The sequence below is a fragment of the Isoptericola sp. NPDC057559 genome (genome assembly GCF_042801555.1).
In the GTDB taxonomy this organism is placed as follows: Bacteria; Actinomycetota; Actinomycetes; order Actinomycetales; family Cellulomonadaceae; genus Isoptericola.
The window spans coordinates 24,503-41,371 of record NZ_JBHVFQ010000032.1 but is presented as its reverse complement, the minus strand read 5'-3'; the positions used below and the strand labels follow the sequence as shown (position 1 = coordinate 41,371).

The following is a 16,869-nucleotide window of genomic DNA, read 5'->3' as shown; positions in this document are numbered from 1 at the left end:
GCGCCGGCCGTGCTCCCCGTCCACGCCCTCGGCCGCCTGCGCGAGCGCGTCGCGGACCGCCCCATCACCGCGCCGCGCGGCGCCGGGTGGCCCGGCGGGGCCTGGATGCTCGTGCTGGGCGTGCTGTGGCTGGCGCTCGCCGCCGCGGCCCCCGGGGCCCTCTGGGTCGCGTTCCCGCTGATGCTGCTCCAGATGCACGTGCTGGGCCCGCACCGCGGCGTCGTGGCGGTGGCGCTCACGGCGCTCGCGGCGGTCGCCGCCTGGGCGTGGTGGTCCGGCGCGCTCGTCGTGGGGGCGGTGCTCGGCCCGCTGCTGGGCGGCGCGGTCGCCGTCGGCGTCGTGCTGGGGCTCGAGGCGATGGTGCGCGAGACGCAGGAGCGCCAGCGCATGCTCGCGGAGCTGCAGGCCACGCGGGAGGACCTGGCCGACGCCGAGCGCGACCGCGCCGTCGCCGCCGAGCGCGAGCGGCTCGCCCGCGAGATCCACGACACCCTCGCGCAGGGCTACTCGGCGATCGAGCTGCTCCTGCGCGCGGCCCGCGCCCGGGTGGGCAGCGACGACGACGCCGCCCGTGCCGGGCTCGACCAGGCGCGCGACGTGGCCCGGGAGAACCTCGCCGAGGCCCGGCGGTTCGTCCGCGACCTGGCCCCCGCGGACCTCGCCGGCGCGGACGGGACGGCCCTGACGGCCGCGCTGCGCCGCGTCGCCGGCCGGGTCGCCGAGCGGGGCGGCCCCACCGTCAGCGTCACCGTGACCGGCACGCCCCGGCCCGTCGGCGCCCCCGTCGAGACGGCGCTGCTGCGCGTGGCCCAGTCCGCCCTGGCGAACGTCGCCCAGCACGCGGGCGCGCGGGCCGCCGCGGTGACGCTCAGCTACCTCGACGACGCCGTGGCGCTCGACGTCGTGGACGACGGCGTCGGGTTCGACCCGGACGCCACGGCGCCCGACGCGCCCGCCGTGCAGGCGGGGTCCGGCGGCTACGGGCTGGTCGCGATGCGCTCGCGCGCCGCCGAGCTGGGCGGCACGCTGAGCGTCGAGTCCGCGCCCGGCCGGGGCACGGCGCTCGCCGTGGAGCTGCCGGTGGCGCCCGCCGGCGAGCCCGGCGGGGGGACGGAGGGGGAGCGGCCGTGATCGACGTCGTGCTGACCGACGACCACCCGGTCGTGCGGGCCGGGCTGCGGGCCGTGCTGGACGCGCAGCCGGACGTGCGCGTGGTCGCCGAGCTGGGCCGGGCCGAGGACCTCGTGGCGCGCGTGCGCCGCGGCGAGCCGGCGGACGTGCTGCTCCTCGACCTGCGCTTCGGCGACGGCCGGCTCGGGGGCGTGGAGGCGACGCGCCAGGTCGTGGCGCTGGGCGGGCCGCCCGTGCTCATCCTCACGACCTACGACTCGGACGCCGACATCCTCGCCGCCGTCGAGGCGGGCGCCGCCGGCTACCTGCTCAAGGACGCGCCGACCGACGAGCTCGCGGCCGCCGTCCGCGCCGCGGCGACGGGGCAGGCGGTGCTCGGACCGGCGGTGCAGCGCCGGCTGCTGGGCCGCATGCGCGCGCCCGGCGTCGCGCCCACGCTGCGCGAGATCGAGGTGCTGCGGCTCGTCGCCGACGGGCGCAGCAACGACGAGATCGCCCGCGAGCTGTTCCTCACCCGCGCCACGGTGAAGTCCCACCTGGCCCACGTGTACGACAAGCTCGGCGTCGCCTCGCGCACCGCGGCGGTCGCCGAGGCGCGCCGCCGCGGCATCCTCGCCTGACCCGCGAGGGCCTGCGTCAGACCTCGAGGCCGTGGCCGAACCGGAACAGCGGGTCGGCGGTGTCGAACGGCACGTCCTCGCGGGAGGCCTCGACGGCCGCCATGGAGCGCGGCAGGTCGAACGGCAGCCGACCCTCGGGCGGCACGGCGCCGGTGAGGGCGTCCAGCAGCGCGGGCGTCGAGGCGCCGAAGTTCGCCACCAGGGTGCCGTGCGCCCCGAGCGCGTCGAGCACGGGCGCGAGGATCGCCGGCCGGTCGAGGTACACGTCGACCACGGTCGGGACCTGCGCGGCGACCTCCGCCACGCGGGCGACGACGTCGGCGGGGAAGTCGAGCGACCCGGCGTGGAAGAAGCCCTCGAAGCCGGGGCCGCGGTCCTCGTACGGCGCCTTGAGCCGCAGCAGCGCGGCGTCGGCCTCCGCGGGGGTCGCGACGAGCGTCGCGCCGTCGAGCCCGGCCACGGTGCCCAGGTCGCCCGCGCCCTCCACGAAGACGCGCAGCCCGCGGGCGAGCGGCAGCCGGGCGGTGCCGGCCGCGGCGGACGCGAGCACGGTCACCGACCGCGACTGCGCGCGCCGTCCGGCGGCGACCAGGTCCGCGTGCCCGACGACCGACGCCGCGGCCTCGGGGTCGACGAACCGCGCGTCGTCGAACAGGCCCAGCGCGAACTTCTCGCGGAGCAGGCGCGCGACGGACGCGTCGAGGCGGTCCTCGGTGACCCGCCCGGCGCGGACGAGCTCCAGCACGAGCTCGGGGCAGGCCTCGCCGCCGAGCTGGTCGGCCCCGGCGGCGAGGATCCGCTCGACGCGGTCCAGCGGCGTCAGGTGCTCGACGCCCCAGGCGCGGGCCGGGAAGGGGCGCCCCATGATCTCGGCGTCGGTGACCAGGCCCCAGTCCGTGCAGACGATGCCGTCGAAGCCGAGCTCCTCGCGCAGCAGCCGCGTGAGGACCTGCCGGTTGAAGCCGAAGCCGACCTGCTCCACGGCCTCCGGCCCGTCGCCGAGGTCGGCCTCGAGGCCCACGGGCATGCCGTAGTAGGGCATCACCTGGCGGGTGCCGGCGGCGAGCAGCTCACGGAACGGAGCCAGGTGCTCGGCGAACCGGCCCCCGGGATACACCTGCTCGCGCCCGTACTCGAAGTGCGGGTCCTCGCCGTCGGCCTGCGGGCCGCCGCCGGGGAAGTGCTTCGTCATCGTGGACACCGAGCCGGCGCCGAACGTGCCGGGCAGCCCGGCCTCGCGGGCGACGTCGCCGGTGGCCTGGAAGCCGCGCACGTAGGCGGCCCCCATCCGGCCGGTGAGCTCCGCGTCCTCGCCGAAGGTGCCGTTCGCGCGGGCCCAGCGGGGCTCGGTCGCGAGGTCCACCTGGGGGTGCAGCGCGGTGCGGATGCCGACCGCGAGGTACTCGCGGCGGGCCGCGTCCGCGTGCTCCTCGACGAGGCGCTCGTCCCGCGTGGCGGCGAGGCCCAGGGTCTCGGGCCACTGGGAGAACGGACCCGACAGCATCGCGGTGCCGGGGTTGTCGGTGAACGCGTGCCGCGGGTCGGTGGAGACCGTCACGGGGATCCCGAGCCGGGTGGACGCGGCGAGCTCCTGGAGCCGGTTGTGCCAGAGCGCGAACTCGCGCGCCGTGGGCGGCGCCATGAGCACGTTGACGTGCGTCATGGCGCGCTTCACGACCATGTCGGTCGTGGCGGGCACGCCCATGGCGGACGGGCCCTCGGACAGCGTGCCGCCGTCGCCCACCTCGATCATGGTCTGGAAGAGCTGGCCGGCCTTCTCCTCGAGCGTCATGCGGCCGAGGAGGTCGGCGACGCGCTCGTCGGCGGGTCGCGACGCGTCACGGTACGGGGCGTCGGCGGGGACGGCGGGCAGGGTCGCGGCGGACGGGTCGGCGGCCATCAGCGGGCTCCTCGGATGAACATGGTGGCCACGGCGCCGACGGCGACGATGACCGCGGAGATGGCGAACAGGGCGGTGTAGTTGCCGCCCCCGCCGAGGGCGAGGAAGGCCGGGGCGAGGGCCGGCGCCACCGACTGCGGCAGGGCGTTGGCGATGTTGAAGACGCCCATGTTCTTGGCGGCCTCGGTCTCGGCGTTGGGCAGCACGTCGGTCACGAGCGCGAGGTCGACGGCGAAGTAGGCGCCGAGGCCGGCGCCGAACAGGGACGCGCCCACGTAGAGCACGGCCGGGTCGTGCGCGACGGCGAACACCGCCAGGCCGGAGCCGGCGAGGAGCGTGGCGACCACGACGAAGACCTTGCGGCGCCCGGTGCGGTCCGAGAGCGCGCCGCCGACGGTGGAGGCGACGACGAGGAGCACGGCCTGCACGACCATGAGGCGCAGCTGCCAGCTCAGCGCCGTGGCGCTGTCGAAGCCGAACCGGTCGGACAGGAAGTAGAGCTGGTACGTGTTGTACAGCGCGAAGCCGAACAGCATGAGGAAGCGACCGGCGAACGCCCACGCGAAGTCGGGGTAGCGGCGCGGCGACACCCAGAAGCCCTGGAGGAACGCGCCCAGGCGGAACGCCTCGAGGTCGCCCTTCGGCAGGTGGCGGTCCTTGAGGACGGCGACGAGGGCGAGCACGCCGACCAGGGCGAGGGCGGTCGGGACCACGAAGATCCAGATCTGGTCGGCGTCGGCGGCGGTGAACCCGAAGGCGAGGCCGATGCCGACGAGCGGCGCGAGCTGCTGCACCATGCCGAGCAGGCCGGAGACGCGGGCGCGCTGCTGCTCGGCGACCTGGTCCGGCAGGATCGCCTGGAGCGCGGCCTGGGTGCCGTTGAACGCCATCTGCGCGATCGCCCAGCCGAGCACGACGACCCCGATCGTGGGGGCGGCGGCGATGAGCAGGAGGCCGACGCTGCCGAGCAGCACGCCCCACAGGAGCCACGGGCGGCGCATGCCGAGCCGCGACGTCGTGCGGTCGGACAGCGCGCCGGCGAGCGGGTTCGCGACGAAGGCGAAGAACGCGCCGACGCCGGTGACGAGGGCGAGGTTGCCCGCGCGGTCGTCGGGGGTCGACAGGGCGTCCACCTTGAGCGCCAGCGTGCTGATGACCGGCGTGAGCAGCGCGATGTACAGCGTGAAGTAGGCGAGGACGTAGGCGACCACGACCCCCTTGCCGGCGACACGGCCGTCGCGCGCCGCCGGGCCGGTGGCGGCGCCGGCCGGCACCGGTGGTGCCGGCGGAAGGGTGGGGGACGCGGGGGACTGGCCGGCCGGTGCCGGGGCCTGAACGTCTGCCATGGACGACTCCTGTGTGTCTCTGCCGGGTCCGCCGTCGGGCCCGCGCCTGCGACCAATACCTACCGGATGGTCGGTGAACGGAGGCTACCGCATGGTAGGTATTGATTCCAAGAGGTTCGGCGTGACAGGGCGCGCGGGGACGGGCTCCGGGGAGGCGGCGGGGGACAATGGCGCACGTGAGCGACACGACGACGGACACGACCGGCCGCACGCGCGGGTACGCGAAGGGACGCGCGAAGCGCGAGGAGATCCTGCAGGCGGCGATCGTCGCGTTCGGCGAGGTCGGGTACCACGGGGCGTCGCTGCGGGAGATCGCGGCCCGCGTCGGCATCTCCCACCCCGGGCTGCTGCACCACTTCCCGACCAAGGCGGCGCTGCTCGAGGCGGTGCTGGAGCACCGCGACGCGGTCGACTTCGCGGACTTCGACACGGACGTCGAGCAGGGGCGCACGATGTTCGAGGCCCTGGTGCGCCTGGTGCAGCGCAACGCGCTGCGGCGGCCGGTCGTCGAGGTCTTCACCGGGCTCGCCGCCGAGGCGACGTCGACCGACCACCCCGCCCACGCGTACTTCGCCGACCGCTACCCGGTCACGGTGGCACGCCTGCGGGCGGAGCTCGACCGGCAGGCCGATGCGGGTCGCCTGCGCGCCGGCGTCGACCCGGGCGTGGCCGCCCGCGCGATCGTCGCGCTCATGGACGGGCTGCAGGTGCAGTGGCTGTACTCGCTCGAGCGACCGCGCGCCGAGCGGGTCGACATGGCCGGCGACCTGCGGGCCTACCTCGACCTGATCCTCGTCGACCCGGGCGTCTGACCCGCCGTTCCGGACGGGCGAGCCCCTGGGGGGCGCCCTTGTCCCCTTCGAGCACGGGATCCGTCCCGCCGTCCGGCCGGACGGCGGGACAGATCCCGTGCTCGAAGGGGGCCTCGGTCAGGCGTTGGCGGCCGCCACGAGCTGGGCCAGCGCGGCGCGGTCGAACCCGGCGAGCCCGAAGTCGGCGATGACGGCCAGCGGCATGTCCGTGGCCATGGCGAGCATCGTCGGGTCGATCGGCGAGGCCTCGAGCGCGGGCCGGATCGCGGCGGCGGCCACGGGGTGCGCCAGCGCCTCGCCGAGGGTCGACAGCTCGTGCAGCGGGAGGGTGACGTCCTCGCCGGTGACGTCGACCGCGAGCTCGGCGCGCAGGTCGCGCGACGACGCGCCGACGCCGACCCGGAACTCGCCGCCCTCGAGCACCCAGCGGCGCAGCACGGGGTGCCAGTACGACAGGTCGCGGGAGTCGAGGTCGAGCGTCACGACCCGCGACTCGGCGGGCTGCAGGACCACCTTGGCGAACGCCTTGAGCTCGCGCTCGGGGCGCTGCACCTGGGCCTGCGGGTCGCCCACGTACACCTGGACGACCTCGGCGCCCGCGACGGCGCCGGTGTTCGTCACGCGGACGGCGACGCGCACGCGCGCGCTTGCCCCGGCGCCGGTGACCTCGGCGGCAGCCTCGTCGTAGGCGAACGTCGTGTACGTCAGGCCGTGGCCGAACGGGTAGGCGACGTCGACCTTGCGGGCGTCGTACCAGCGGTAGCCCACCAGCAGGCCCTCGCCGTAGCGGACGTGGCCGAGCTCGCCCGGGAAGTTCCCGTACGCCGGGGTGTCCTCGAGGCGCAGCGGCAGGGTCTCGGTGAGGCGGCCCGACGGCGCGACGGCGCCGGTGAGGACGTCGACGACGGCGGAGCCGCCGGCCTGCCCGCCGAGCCAGCCGGTGAGCAGCGCGGGAACGGCGTCCTGCCAGCCGGCGACGGAGATCGCCGAGCCGCCCGCCAGGACGACCACCACGCGCGGGTTCACGGCCGCGACGGCCGCCAGCAGCGCCACCTGGTCGGCGGGGAGGTCGAGGTGGTCGCGGTCGTAGCCCTCGGACTCGTAGGCGGCGGGCAGCCCGAGGAACACGAGGACCGTGCCCGCGCCGCGCGCCGTCTCGACGGCCTCGGCGACCAGGGTCTCGACCGGCCGGTCGTCGTCCGGGCCCTCGGCGAGGGTGTAGCCGGGCGCGAACGGGACGTCGGCCCCCGCGGCCTCGCGCAGGGTGGTGAGCGCGTCGTCGAGCCGGGTCGGGTTGACCTGCGAGGAGCCCGCGCCCTGGTAGCGCGGGGTGCGGGCGAGCTCGCCGACGACGGCGACGTCGGACACGTCGGCGAGCGGGAGCAGCGGGGCGCGGCCCGACGCCGTGCCGACCGGCTCGTTCTTCAGCAGCACGGTGCCCGCGGCGGCGGCCTCGCGGGCCAGCGCGTGGTGGTCCTCGACGTCGAACGACCCGGGGGCCTCGGCGGCCGGGAGCGAGCGGGCGACGAGCCGCAGCACGCGGCGGGCGCCGGCGTCCACGAGCGCCTCGTCGAGCTCGCCCGCGCGGACGGCGGCGACGACCTCGGCGTCGGTGCGACCGCCCGAGGAGGGCATCTCCAGGTCGAGGCCGGCGGCGACGCCGGCGACGCGGTCGCGCACGGCGCCCCAGTCGGACACGACGAGGCCGTCGAAGCCCCACTCGTCGCGCAGCACCGTGGTCAGCAGCCAGTCGTGCTGCGACGCGTACGCGCCGTTGACCTTGTTGTAGGCGCACATCACGGTCCACGGCTGCGCCGTCGTGACGACGCGCTCGAACGCCGGCAGGTAGATCTCGCGCAGGGTGCGCTCGTCCACGTCGGCGGACACGCGCATCCGGTCCGCCTCCTGGTTGTTGGCGGCGAAGTGCTTGAGCGAGGTGCCGACGCCCTGGGACTGGATGCCCTCCACCAGCGCGGCGCCGAGGTCGCCGGCCACCACCGGGTCCTCGGAGAAGTACTCGAAGTTGCGCCCGCACAGCGGCGACCGCTTGATGTTCACGCCCGGGCCGAGCAGGACGGCGACGTCGTTCGCGCGGGTCTCGCGGCCCAGGGCCTCGCCGACTCGGCGCAGCAGGTCGACGTCCCAGCTGGACCCGAGCGCGGCGGCCGTGGGGAAGCAGGTGGCGGGAACGCTGCCGCCCAGGCCGAGGTGGTCGGCGGACTCGTCCTGCTTGCGGAGGCCGTGGGGGCCGTCGGTGACCATGACGGACGGGACGAGGGTGCTCCCGTCGCGCTCGATCGGCTGGGTGTGCCAGAAGTCGAGGCCGGACAGCAGGGACGCCTTCTCCTCGAGCGTGAGGGACGCGAGCACGTGCTCGACGTCGAAGGGCGCGCCGGGGGCGATGGCGGGCGTGGGGGCTGGCGCGGTCTGGTCGAGGGTCACGGGGCGCTCCAAGGGTCGGCGACGGTGCAACGGGCCCACCGTAACAAGAAACCTACCGCGCGGTAGGAAAATGGTCGTCGCGCCGTCGCGCCCGTGCCGCGCCCGGGGAGCGCGGGTCAGATCCCGGCGGACCAGCGCCGCTCGACGACGTCGCGCACGCCCGTCGCCAGGGTGCGGGTCATGCCGTCGGGGCCGAGCCCCGCGGAGGAGAGGAAGCGCTCGCGGGCGGAGTCGTCGTCGAGCACCCACGTGACGAGCTCCTCGGCGCCGTCGGTGCGCAGCCGGTCGACCGCCGCCGACAGCAGGCGCGAGCCGTGGCCGCCGCGCTGGTGCCGCGGCTCCACCTCCAGCGCGACGAGCTGGCCGGGGCCGACGGCCGCGAAGCCCACGACCTCGGCGCCGTCGAGGGCGACGAACACCGCGAAGCCGGGCCCCGGCGGCGCGGAGATCGCCCGCGACCAGCGCTCGCGCATCGTCGCGGTGTCGAGCGCGTCGACGACGCCGTCGCCCAGCGCCGTCTCGTGCGTCGAGCGCCACGCCGACACCTGGACGCGGGTCACCGCGTCCTCGTCGCCGGGGACGGCCGGGCGGACCGAGACGTCGGCCGTCTCGCGGAAGAGTGCCATCGGGCCACCCTAGTGAGTCCGGGGCGGGGTCCGGGGCCGGTCCGGGCCGGTCCGAGGCCGGGACCGGGGCCTCAGCCCCAGCCGAGGGCGCGCAGGCCGGCCGCCGTGGCGGCCGCGAGCACGACCACGAGGATGAACGGCGCCCGGAGCGCGAGGGCGATCGCCGCGACGGCCAGCGCGGGCACGCGGGCGTCGACGACCAGCGCCTGCCCGTCCGCGAAGGTCTGCACCACCACGAGGGAGACCAGCAGCGCCACCGTGACGAGCGTCGAGGTGCGCTGCACCCGCTCGGTGGCGAGCCAGTGCTCGGGCACGAGGTGGCCGGCGAGCTTGAGCGCGAAGCTGAGCAGGGACGCGACGAGCACGGTGACCCACAGCACGGTCGTGGTCATGCCGTCTCCTTCCGGCCGTCCGCGGGTCGCGGTCCGGCGACGACCCCGACGACGATCGCGGCGGCCGCCGCGGCGAGCACCGGCAGGCCGGCGGGCACCAGCGGGATCAGCGCGGCGGTCACGGCGACCGCGACCGCGGCGACGAGCTGGGCCTGCCGCGACGCGAGCCGCGGCCAGACGAGGGCGAGGAACGCGGCGCCGGCCGCGGCGTCCAGGCCCCAGGCGCGGGGGTCGCCGAGCGCGTCGCCGGCGAGCGCGCCCAGCAGGGTGAACGCGTTCCACAGGACGAAGACGCCGACGCCCGTGACCCAGAACCCGGCGCGCGTCGCGGCCCGCTCCCGCTGCCCGACGGCCACCGCGGTCGACTCGTCGATCGTGAGCTGCGCGGCGGCGAGGCGCCGCCAGCCGTGCGCCCCGAGCAGGGGCGCGACGACGGCGCCGTAGAGGGTGTTGCGGACGCCGAGCAGCGTCGAGGTGGCGATCGCGGCGACGGGGGAGCCGCCCGCGGCGACCACGCCGATCAGGGCGAACTGCGAGCCGCCGGAGAAGAGCAGGAGGCTGAGCGCCATCGTCTGCGGCACGCTCACGCCCGCCACGACGGAGAGCGCCCCGAAGGAGATCCCGTACAGGCCGGTGGCCAGGGCGACCGACGCCCCCTGGCGGACGGCGGCCCGCACCGCCGGGTCTCGTCGAGGGGCACCAGTCACGCCGGTAGTGGACCACGGGTCCCCGCACCGCGGGAAACCGTCCCGGTGCGCGGCCGGCCGCGTCCGCGACGCAGGGGTCGGCGCGCGACGACGCTCAGAGCGCCACGTACACGGTCTCGAGATACTCCTCGAGGCCCGCCTCGCCGCCCTCGCGACCGAGGCCGGACTGCTTCACGCCGCCGAACGGCGCGCTCGCGTCCGAGACCATGCCCCGGTTGATGCCGATCATGCCCGCGTCCAGCTCCGCCCCGACGCGCAGCGCCCGGTCGAGGGACGAGGTGTAGGCGTAGGCCGCGAGCCCGTACTCCGTGTCGTTGGCGAGGGCGAACGCCTCGTCGTCGTCGGCGAACCCGACCACGGGCGCCACCGGGCCGAAGATCTCCTCGCGCACGGCGCGGGCGTCCGCGTCGACGCCCGCCAGCACCGTGGGCTCGAAGAACGTGCCGGGGCCGTCGGGGCGGCCTCCGCCGGTGAGCACCTGGGCGCCGCGGCTCGTGGCGTCGTCGACGAGCTCGGTGACCTTGGTGACGGCCTTCGCGTCGATGAGCGGGCCGACGTCCACGCGGTCGGCGTCGCCCCGGCCCACCCGGAGCCCGGAGAACCGGTCGGCGAGCCGTTGCGCGAACTCCCGGGCCACGGAGTCGTGCACCAGGAAGCGGTTGGCCGCGACGCACGACTGCCCGGCGTTGCGGAGCTTGGCCACGGTCGCGCCGTCGACGGCCGCGTCGAGGTCCGCGTCCGCGAAGACGACGAACGGGGCGTTGCCGCCCAGCTCCATCGACGTGCGCAGTACCTGGTCCGCCGCCTGCCGCAGGAGGGTGCGCCCGACGGCCGTGGAGCCGGTGAAGGAGAGCTTGCGCAGCCGGTCGTCGCCGAGGAGCGGGGCGACCAGGTCGCCGGAGGTCGCCGTCGGGACGACGTTCAGCACGCCGCGGGGCAGGCCCCGGTCGGCGAGCTCGGACCGGACCACCTCGGCCACCAGCATCGTGGTGAGGGGGGTCTGGTGGGCGGGCTTGACCACGACGGTGCAGCCGGCGGCGAGCGCCGGGCCGATCTTGCGGGTCGCCATCGCGATGGGGAAGTTCCAGGGCGTGATCAGCAGCGCCGGCCCGACGGGGCGCCGGTGCACGAGCTGGCGGTTCGCGCCGGCGGGCGCGGTGCGGACCAGCCCGTCGGCCCGGACCGCCTGCTCGGCGTACCACCGCAGGAAGTCCGCGCCGTACGCCACCTCGGCCCGCGCCTCGGCGAGCGGCTTGCCGCACTCGGCGGTGATGAGGGAGGCGAAGGCGTCGGCGCGCGCCACGATCCGCTCGTAGACCGCGCGCAGCAGCTCGGACCGCTCGCGCGGCGCCACCGCGCGCCAGGCGGCCGCCGCGTCGGCGGCGGAGGCGAGCGCCCGGAGGCCGTCCTCGGGGGAGGCGTCCGCGACGTCGAACAGGACCTCTCCCGTGGCCGGGTCGGTCACCTCGAACGTCCGCCCGCCGGAGGCCGCGGTCCACTGCCCGTCGACGAGCATGCCGGTCGGCAGGTGGGCCACGAGCGCGGGGGAGAGCGAGCTCATGCCCCGAGTATGCACAGGCGCCCGTCCGCTCGACACGGGGAACGGCAGACCTCGCCCGCGGCCGGTTCCCGGCGACGTTCCCTACGATCGACGGGTGGGCGACGGGCGGAGCGGGGACGGGGTGACGCTGCTGCTGCTCAACGGGCTGCCCGGCGTCGGGAAGTCGAGCGTCGCGGCAGCGCTCGCGGCGGTCCGGCCGGGCACGCTCGTGCTCGACGTGGACGTCGTGCGCGCCCTCATCTCGGGGGACCCGGCGGGCACCGCGGAGCCGGCGCGCCGGCTCGCCCTCGACATGGCGCGCTCGTACCTGCGCGCCGGCGGGGACGTGGTGGTGCCGCAGCTCGTGGCGCGGCCGGACCAGGTGGGGAGGTTCGCGCGGTCGGCCGCCGACGGCGGGGCGCGGTTCGCGCACGCGGTCCTGGAGGCCGCCCCCGCGACCCTCGCGCGCCGCGTGGCCGACCACGACGCCGCCCACCGCCGCGGGCTGGACGCGGACGCGGTGGCCGCCTACGCGGCCGGCCTGCGGCAGGTGGCGCGGCTCCCCGGCGTGGTCCGCGTCGACGCCGGGACGGGCGACGCGGACGCCGTCGCCGGCCGGGTGCGGGCCCTGCTCGAGGGCTGAACCGGTCCGTCTCCGCCGGTCGCGCCCGGTACGGTTGACCTCATGACGCTCGCCCCCACCGCCGCGCGCCCCTTCGGCGCCGTCCTCACCGCGATGGCCACGCCCATGACCCCCACGGGCGACCTCGACCTCGACGGTGCGGTGCGACTGGCGAAGCGCCTGGTGGACGACGGCAACGACGGGCTCGTGCTGTCCGGCACGACCGGCGAGTCGCCCGCCACGCACGCCCCGGAGAAGGCGGAGCTCGTCGCCGCCGTCGTGGCCGCCGTGGGCGACCGCGCGTTCGTCCTGGCCGGCGCGGGCTCCAACGACACCGTGCACGCCGTCCGCATGGCCGAGCAGGCCGCGGAGGCCGGCGCGCACGGACTGCTCGTCGTCTCGCCGTACTACTCGCGCCCCAGCCAGGAGGGCCTGTACCGGCACTTCGCCACCGTGGCGGACGCGACCGAGCTGCCCGTCATGCTCTACGACGTCCCCGGCCGCACGTGCGTCCGGATCTCGGCGGCGACCTACGAGCGTGTCGCGCGGCACCCGCAGGTCGTCGCCACCAAGGACGCGACCGGCGACGTGGCCTCGGCCGCGCGGCTGGCGGCCGGGACCGGCCTCGCCTGGTACTCGGGCGACGACAGCCTGCTGCTGCCCTTCCTGTCGATGGGCGGCGCCGGCATCGTCTCCGTCTCCGCGCACGTCGTGGCGGGCGCGTTCGCCGAGGTCGTGCGCCGCTGGGACGCGGGGGACACCGCCGGCGCCCTCGCCGCCTTCCTGCCCACCCTGCCCGTGATCGAGGCGCTGAACGGCGCCGGGGCGCAGGCCGTGATGGTCAAGGCCGCGCTCGAGGCGCTCGGCGTCCTCGACAACCGTGAGCTGCGGCTCCCCAACGTGGCCGCCTCCGAGGACGACGTCGCGCTCGTGCGCGACGCCCTCGTGACGGCGGGCTACCTCGACGACGGCGTCCGTGCGGGCGCCACCACACTTCCGTAAGACCGACTGGCCAGGAGGCCCCGTGAGCCACCCTCACCCCGAACTTCCCCTGCCCCCCGCCCTCCCGTCGAAGGGGCTGCGCATCGTGGCCCTCGGCGGCCTGGGCGAGGTGGGCCGCAACATGGCCGTCCTCGAGTACGAGGGACGGCTGCTGATCATCGACTGCGGCGTCCTCTTCCCCGAGGACCACCAGCCCGGCGTGGACCTGATCCTGCCGGACTTCGACTACATCAAGGACCGTCTCGACGACATCGAGGCGATCGTCCTCACGCACGGGCACGAGGACCACATCGGTGCCGTGCCGTACCTGCTGCGGCTGCGCCGGGACATCCCGCTGGTCGGCTCGCGCCTCACGCTCGCGTTCGTCGAGGCGAAGCTCAAGGAGCACCGCATCAAGCCGGTGCTGCGCGTGGTGGCGGAGGACCAGACGGAGCGGTTCGGCCCCTTCGACTGCGAGTTCGTCGCGGTCAACCACTCCATCCCGGACGCGCTCGCCGTCGCCGTGACGACCGGTGCCGGCACCGTGCTGCACACCGGCGACTTCAAGATGGACCAGCTGCCGCTCGACGGCCGCATCACCGACCTGCGCGCCTTCGCGCGGCTGGGCGAGAAGGGCGTCGACCTGTTCATGGTCGACTCCACCAACGCCGAGGTGCCCGGGTTCGTCACCAACGAGGTCGAGATCGGGCCGGCGCTGGACGCCGCCTTCGCGCAGGCGGAGAAGCGCATCGTCGTCGCGTCGTTCTCCTCCCACGTGCACCGCGTGCAGCAGGTGCTCAACGCCGCGCACGCGCACGGCCGCAAGGTCGCGCTCGTGGGCCGCTCGATGGTGCGCAACATGGGCATCGCCGCCGAGCTGGGCTACCTCGACGTCCCGCCGGGCGTCCTCATCGAGCTGAAGCAGGCCGCCAGCCTGCCCGACGACCGCATCGTCTACATGTCCACCGGGTCGCAGGGCGAGCCGATGGCCGCCCTGAGCCGGATGGCCAACGGCGACCACAAGGTGCAGGTGGGCCACGGCGACACCGTGATCCTGGCCTCGTCCCTCATCCCGGGCAACGAGAACTCCGTGTTCCGGGTCATCAACGGGCTCACCCGCCTCGGCGCGCGTGTCGTGCACTCCGGCAACGCCAAGGTGCACGTCTCCGGGCACGCGAGCGCCGGCGAGCTCCTGTACTGCTACAACGTGCTCAAGCCGCGCAACGTCATGCCGGTGCACGGCGAGGTGCGCCACCTGGTGGCCAACGGGGCCCTCGCGGTCCGCACCGGCGTGCCCGCGGACCGTGTCGTCCTCGCCGAGGACGGCGTCGTCGTCGACCTCGTGGACGGCAAGGCCTCCGTGGTCGGCGCCGTGCCCTGCGGCTACGTCTTCGTGGACGGCTCGACGGTCGGCGCGGTCACGGAGAACGAGCTCAAGGACCGCCGCACGCTGTCCGAGGAGGGCTTCGTCTCGGTCTTCGCGGTGGTCGACACCGCCACGGGCAAGGTGCTCGCGGGCCCGCAGATCCTGGCGCGCGGCATGGCCGAGGACGCGGCGGTCTTCGAGGAGGTCCAGCCCGACGTCGTCGCGGCCCTCGAGAAGGCGATCGCCGGTGGGGCCACCGACACCTACCAGCTGCAGCAGGTGATGCGACGCGTCATCGGCCAGTGGGTGAACCGGCGCCTGCGCCGCCGCCCGATGATCGTCCCGGTGGTCGTCGAGGCCTGAGGCCGGTCGACCGCACCGCCCTCGGGCGGGACCGGAGGCGGCGGGGCCGCGCCACTATGCTGGCGCGGCCCCGCCGCCTTTCCTGGAGGTCTCCGATGACGCAGCCCGACCCGTTCGCCCCGCCGTCCGGCGCGGTCCCGCCCGCCTCCGCGCCCGTCGTGCCGCCGTCGCCGCCGCAGCCGCGGTACGGCGCCTACGCTCCGGCCGGGACTCCCGGCGCCCCGCCGGCCGAGACCGTGCCGGGGCCCCGGGGGCCGGCCGGCTGGGTCCCGGCGCCCGCCGTCCCGACCGGGCTCGCGACGGCGACGGTCGTGATGGCCGTGGTCTGGACGGCGATGCAGGTGGTCCTCCTGGCGACGTCGTTCGCCGCGGTCGAGCCGTACCAGCGGGCCCTCGCGTCGGGGACGTCCGCCGTGTCGGTCTGGACGGCGTACGACGGCCTGGGGTCGGTCGCGATCCCCGTGCAGGTGGCCACGTTCGTCGTCGCGTGCCTGTGGCTCCAGCAGTCCCGCGCCGCGGCGACGGCCCTGTCGCCCGGGGCGCGCCAGGTCCGCGGCCCGGTGTGGGTCTGGCTGGGCTGGGTGGTGCCGGTGGTGTCCCTGTGGTTCCCGTTCCAGGTGGTGCGCGACGTGCGCGCCGCGGCGGTCGGGCGTCGGCCGTCCGCGGGGTTCGGCTGGTGGTGGGCGTGCTGGCTCGTCGGCCTGTGGGCGTCGAACCAGGCCGCGTTCGCGGGGTCGGGCCTCGGGACCCGGGACCCGGGGACCATCCCCGTGTTCGAGGGGATCGCCGCGGTGGCGACGGTGGCCGGCGCGATCCTGTGGGTCGGCATGGTCCGCGAGATCACCCGGGGCCTGCAGGCCCGTACCGCGCCGGGGGCCTGACCCGCGGCGGACCTCAGCGGGCGAGCAGCGCGGGCCCGACGGCGCCGGCGGCGGCGTCGTAGCGCGCGGCGCGCGCGCCCTCGTCCCCGGGCAGCAGCCCGGACAGCTCGAGCGACACGAGCCCGTGGACCAGGCCCCAGAGGCCGACGGCCACGGGCTCGACGTCGTCCGGGGGAGCGGCGAGGACGCGCGCGACGGCGTCGCGCAGCACCCGGAACGTGGGCTGCTCGGTGGCGGCCGGGGCGCAGGCGCCGGGCCGGACGGCGCGGTCGAACATCGTCCGGTAGAAGTGCGGGTCGGCCAGCGCGCTGCGGCGGTACGCCACCCCGAGGGCGCGCAGGTCGCCGGCCGGGTCGTCCGTGCGCGGCACGTCGGCGAGGTGGGTCGCGAAGCGACGGAAGCCCTCGGCGCTGACGGCGGCGAGGAGGTCCTCGCGGGAGCCGAAGAGGGCGTAGACGGCGGAGGCGCTGGTCCCCGCCGCAGCGGCCACCGTCCGGACCGTCACCGCCGGCTCGCCGCCGGTGGACAGCGCCTCGGACGTGACCTCGAGCAGGCGGGTGCGCAGGGCGTCGTCGTGGAGGCGCGGGCGGGGCATGCCGCGAGCGTAGACCCCTTGACGACAGTTTGCGAACGTTGTTTTATAACAGTGTTCGTAAACGTCTCCCGTCTCCCGACCCCTGGAGGTCCCCGTGCTCGAGCTCACCGACGCGGCCCGCATCACCGCGGGCGTCGTGCTGCTGACCGTCGTCGGGATCGAGTCCGGCGGGTACTTCCTCGTGAAGGTCGTCACCGGGAGGGTGGCGGCCACACCGTTCCAGACCTCCTTCTTCCGTGCCGGGCACGCGCACGCCGGGGTGCTGGTGATCCTCGGGCTGGTCTGCCTCGTCCTGTCCGAGGCCACCGACCTCACCGGCGGCTGGCGGTGGCTCGCGGCCACCGGCGTGCTCGTCGCCGCGATCCTCATGCCCGCCGGGTTCTTCCTGTCCGCCGCCGGCGCCGGGCGCACCGCGCCCGGCCGGGCGGTCGTGCTGCTCCCCGCGGGGGCGGCGGTGCTGGCCGCCGGCGCGGTCACCCTGGCCGTGGGGCTCCTGGCCGCGGGCTGACCCGGCAACACGCGCCCGGGACCTGCGGCGTCGTGAC

General features: G+C 76.1%; 16 protein-coding genes. 8 read left to right on the top strand and 8 right to left on the bottom strand.

The features are described from left to right. On the top strand, nt 1–1,131 hold a 1,131-nt coding region (locus ACFU5J_RS19805), incomplete at its 5' end, for a sensor histidine kinase (RefSeq protein WP_430579869.1). Next, on the top strand, nt 1,128–1,751 hold the full coding sequence (locus ACFU5J_RS19800) for a response regulator (protein ID WP_430575183.1): 624 nt from the start codon (nt 1,128–1,130) through the stop codon (nt 1,749–1,751). The genes ACFU5J_RS19805 and ACFU5J_RS19800, both read left to right, overlap by 4 nt. A gap of 16 nt (nt 1,752–1,767) precedes the next feature. Here the strand turns inward: ACFU5J_RS19800 and ACFU5J_RS19795 are convergent, their stop codons facing one another. Beyond that, on the bottom strand, nt 1,768–3,651 hold the full coding sequence (locus tag ACFU5J_RS19795) for a glycoside hydrolase family 3 N-terminal domain-containing protein (protein WP_430579868.1): 1,884 nt from the start codon (nt 3,649–3,651) through the stop codon (nt 1,768–1,770). Then, on the bottom strand, nt 3,651–4,997 hold the full coding sequence (locus ACFU5J_RS19790) for an MFS transporter (protein ID WP_430579867.1): 1,347 nt from the start codon (nt 4,995–4,997) through the stop codon (nt 3,651–3,653). The genes ACFU5J_RS19795 and ACFU5J_RS19790 overlap by 1 nt, the downstream gene beginning before the upstream one ends. Before the next feature lie 176 nt (nt 4,998–5,173). Here ACFU5J_RS19790 and ACFU5J_RS19785 point away from each other — a divergent pair, with 176 nt between their 5' ends. Then, entirely contained in the window at nt 5,174–5,809 is a 636-nt protein-coding gene (locus ACFU5J_RS19785; RefSeq protein ID WP_430579866.1) for a TetR/AcrR family transcriptional regulator, read from the top strand. A 117-nt stretch (nt 5,810–5,926) separates the two neighbouring features. On the opposite strand, the gene ACFU5J_RS19780 is transcribed toward ACFU5J_RS19785, so the two are convergent. The 5 genes from ACFU5J_RS19780 to ACFU5J_RS19760 form a co-directional block, all read right to left on the bottom strand. After that, nucleotides 5,927–8,251 (bottom strand): glycoside hydrolase family 3 C-terminal domain-containing protein, encoded by a 2,325-nt coding sequence (locus tag ACFU5J_RS19780; protein WP_430579865.1) that lies wholly within the window; start codon nt 8,249–8,251, stop codon nt 5,927–5,929. Between the two features lie 116 nt (nt 8,252–8,367). Then, nucleotides 8,368–8,877 carry a GNAT family N-acetyltransferase gene (locus tag ACFU5J_RS19775; RefSeq protein ID WP_430575188.1) on the bottom strand — a complete coding sequence of 170 codons (510 nt, stop codon included), beginning with the start codon at nt 8,875–8,877 and terminating at the stop codon, nt 8,368–8,370. A 71-nt stretch (nt 8,878–8,948) separates the two neighbouring features. Next, on the bottom strand, nt 8,949–9,269 hold the full coding sequence (locus ACFU5J_RS19770; protein WP_430575189.1) for an AzlD domain-containing protein: 321 nt from the start codon (nt 9,267–9,269) through the stop codon (nt 8,949–8,951). Beyond that, nucleotides 9,266–9,976 carry an AzlC family ABC transporter permease gene (locus tag ACFU5J_RS19765; RefSeq protein ID WP_430575190.1) on the bottom strand — a complete coding sequence of 237 codons (711 nt, stop codon included), beginning with the start codon at nt 9,974–9,976 and terminating at the stop codon, nt 9,266–9,268. Before ACFU5J_RS19765 ends, ACFU5J_RS19770 begins: the two co-directional genes overlap by 4 nt. 94 nt (nt 9,977–10,070) lie before the next feature. Continuing rightward, nucleotides 10,071–11,537 (bottom strand): NAD-dependent succinate-semialdehyde dehydrogenase, encoded by a 1,467-nt coding sequence (locus tag ACFU5J_RS19760; protein WP_430579864.1) that lies wholly within the window; start codon nt 11,535–11,537, stop codon nt 10,071–10,073. A 94-nt stretch (nt 11,538–11,631) separates the two neighbouring features. On the opposite strand from ACFU5J_RS19760, the gene ACFU5J_RS19755 reads away from it, so the two are divergent. The 4 genes from ACFU5J_RS19755 (at nt 11,632) to ACFU5J_RS19740 (ending at nt 15,729) form a co-directional block, all read left to right on the top strand. Continuing rightward, on the top strand, nt 11,632–12,159 hold the full coding sequence (locus ACFU5J_RS19755; protein WP_430579863.1) for an AAA family ATPase: 528 nt from the start codon (nt 11,632–11,634) through the stop codon (nt 12,157–12,159). A 42-nt stretch (nt 12,160–12,201) separates the two neighbouring features. Beyond that, nucleotides 12,202–13,140: a 4-hydroxy-tetrahydrodipicolinate synthase gene (gene dapA, locus ACFU5J_RS19750; RefSeq protein WP_430575193.1), complete on the top strand. Its 939-nt coding sequence runs from the start codon at nt 12,202–12,204 to the stop codon at nt 13,138–13,140. Nucleotides 13,141–13,162: 22 nt separating this feature from the next. Continuing rightward, nucleotides 13,163–14,848 (top strand): ribonuclease J, encoded by a 1,686-nt coding sequence (locus tag ACFU5J_RS19745; protein WP_430575194.1) that lies wholly within the window; start codon nt 13,163–13,165, stop codon nt 14,846–14,848. A 95-nt stretch (nt 14,849–14,943) separates the two neighbouring features. Further along, entirely contained in the window at nt 14,944–15,729 is a 786-nt protein-coding gene (locus ACFU5J_RS19740) for a DUF4328 domain-containing protein (protein WP_430579862.1), read from the top strand. Nucleotides 15,730–15,742: 13 nt separating this feature from the next. Here the strand turns inward: ACFU5J_RS19740 and ACFU5J_RS19735 are convergent, their stop codons facing one another. After that, nucleotides 15,743–16,324 (bottom strand): TetR/AcrR family transcriptional regulator, encoded by a 582-nt coding sequence (locus tag ACFU5J_RS19735; RefSeq protein ID WP_430579861.1) that lies wholly within the window; start codon nt 16,322–16,324, stop codon nt 15,743–15,745. A 94-nt stretch (nt 16,325–16,418) separates the two neighbouring features. On the opposite strand from ACFU5J_RS19735, the gene ACFU5J_RS19730 reads away from it, so the two are divergent. Next, nucleotides 16,419–16,832: a hypothetical protein gene (locus ACFU5J_RS19730; RefSeq protein ID WP_430579860.1), complete on the top strand. Its 414-nt coding sequence runs from the start codon at nt 16,419–16,421 to the stop codon at nt 16,830–16,832. The last annotated feature ends 37 nt before the right edge of the window (nt 16,833–16,869 follow it).

Bases quoted from the DNA above. Each gene is read 5' to 3' on its own strand.
- ACFU5J_RS19795 (WP_430579868.1), bottom strand. From the start codon at position 3,651: ATGGCCGCCGACCCGTCCGCCGCGACCCTGCCCGCCGTCCCCGCCGAC.
- ACFU5J_RS19790 (WP_430579867.1), bottom strand. From the start codon at position 4,997: ATGGCAGACGTTCAGGCCCCGGCACCGGCCGGCCAGTCCCCCGCGTCC.
- ACFU5J_RS19775 (WP_430575188.1), bottom strand. From the start codon at position 8,877: ATGGCACTCTTCCGCGAGACGGCCGACGTCTCGGTCCGCCCGGCCGTC.
- ACFU5J_RS19770 (WP_430575189.1), bottom strand. From the start codon at position 9,269: ATGACCACGACCGTGCTGTGGGTCACCGTGCTCGTCGCGTCCCTGCTC.
- ACFU5J_RS19760 (WP_430579864.1), bottom strand. From the start codon at position 11,537: ATGAGCTCGCTCTCCCCCGCGCTCGTGGCCCACCTGCCGACCGGCATG.
- dapA (WP_430575193.1), top strand. From the start codon at position 12,202: ATGACGCTCGCCCCCACCGCCGCGCGCCCCTTCGGCGCCGTCCTCACC.
- ACFU5J_RS19740 (WP_430579862.1), top strand. From the start codon at position 14,944: ATGACGCAGCCCGACCCGTTCGCCCCGCCGTCCGGCGCGGTCCCGCCC.
- ACFU5J_RS19735 (WP_430579861.1), bottom strand. From the start codon at position 16,324: ATGCCCCGCCCGCGCCTCCACGACGACGCCCTGCGCACCCGCCTGCTC.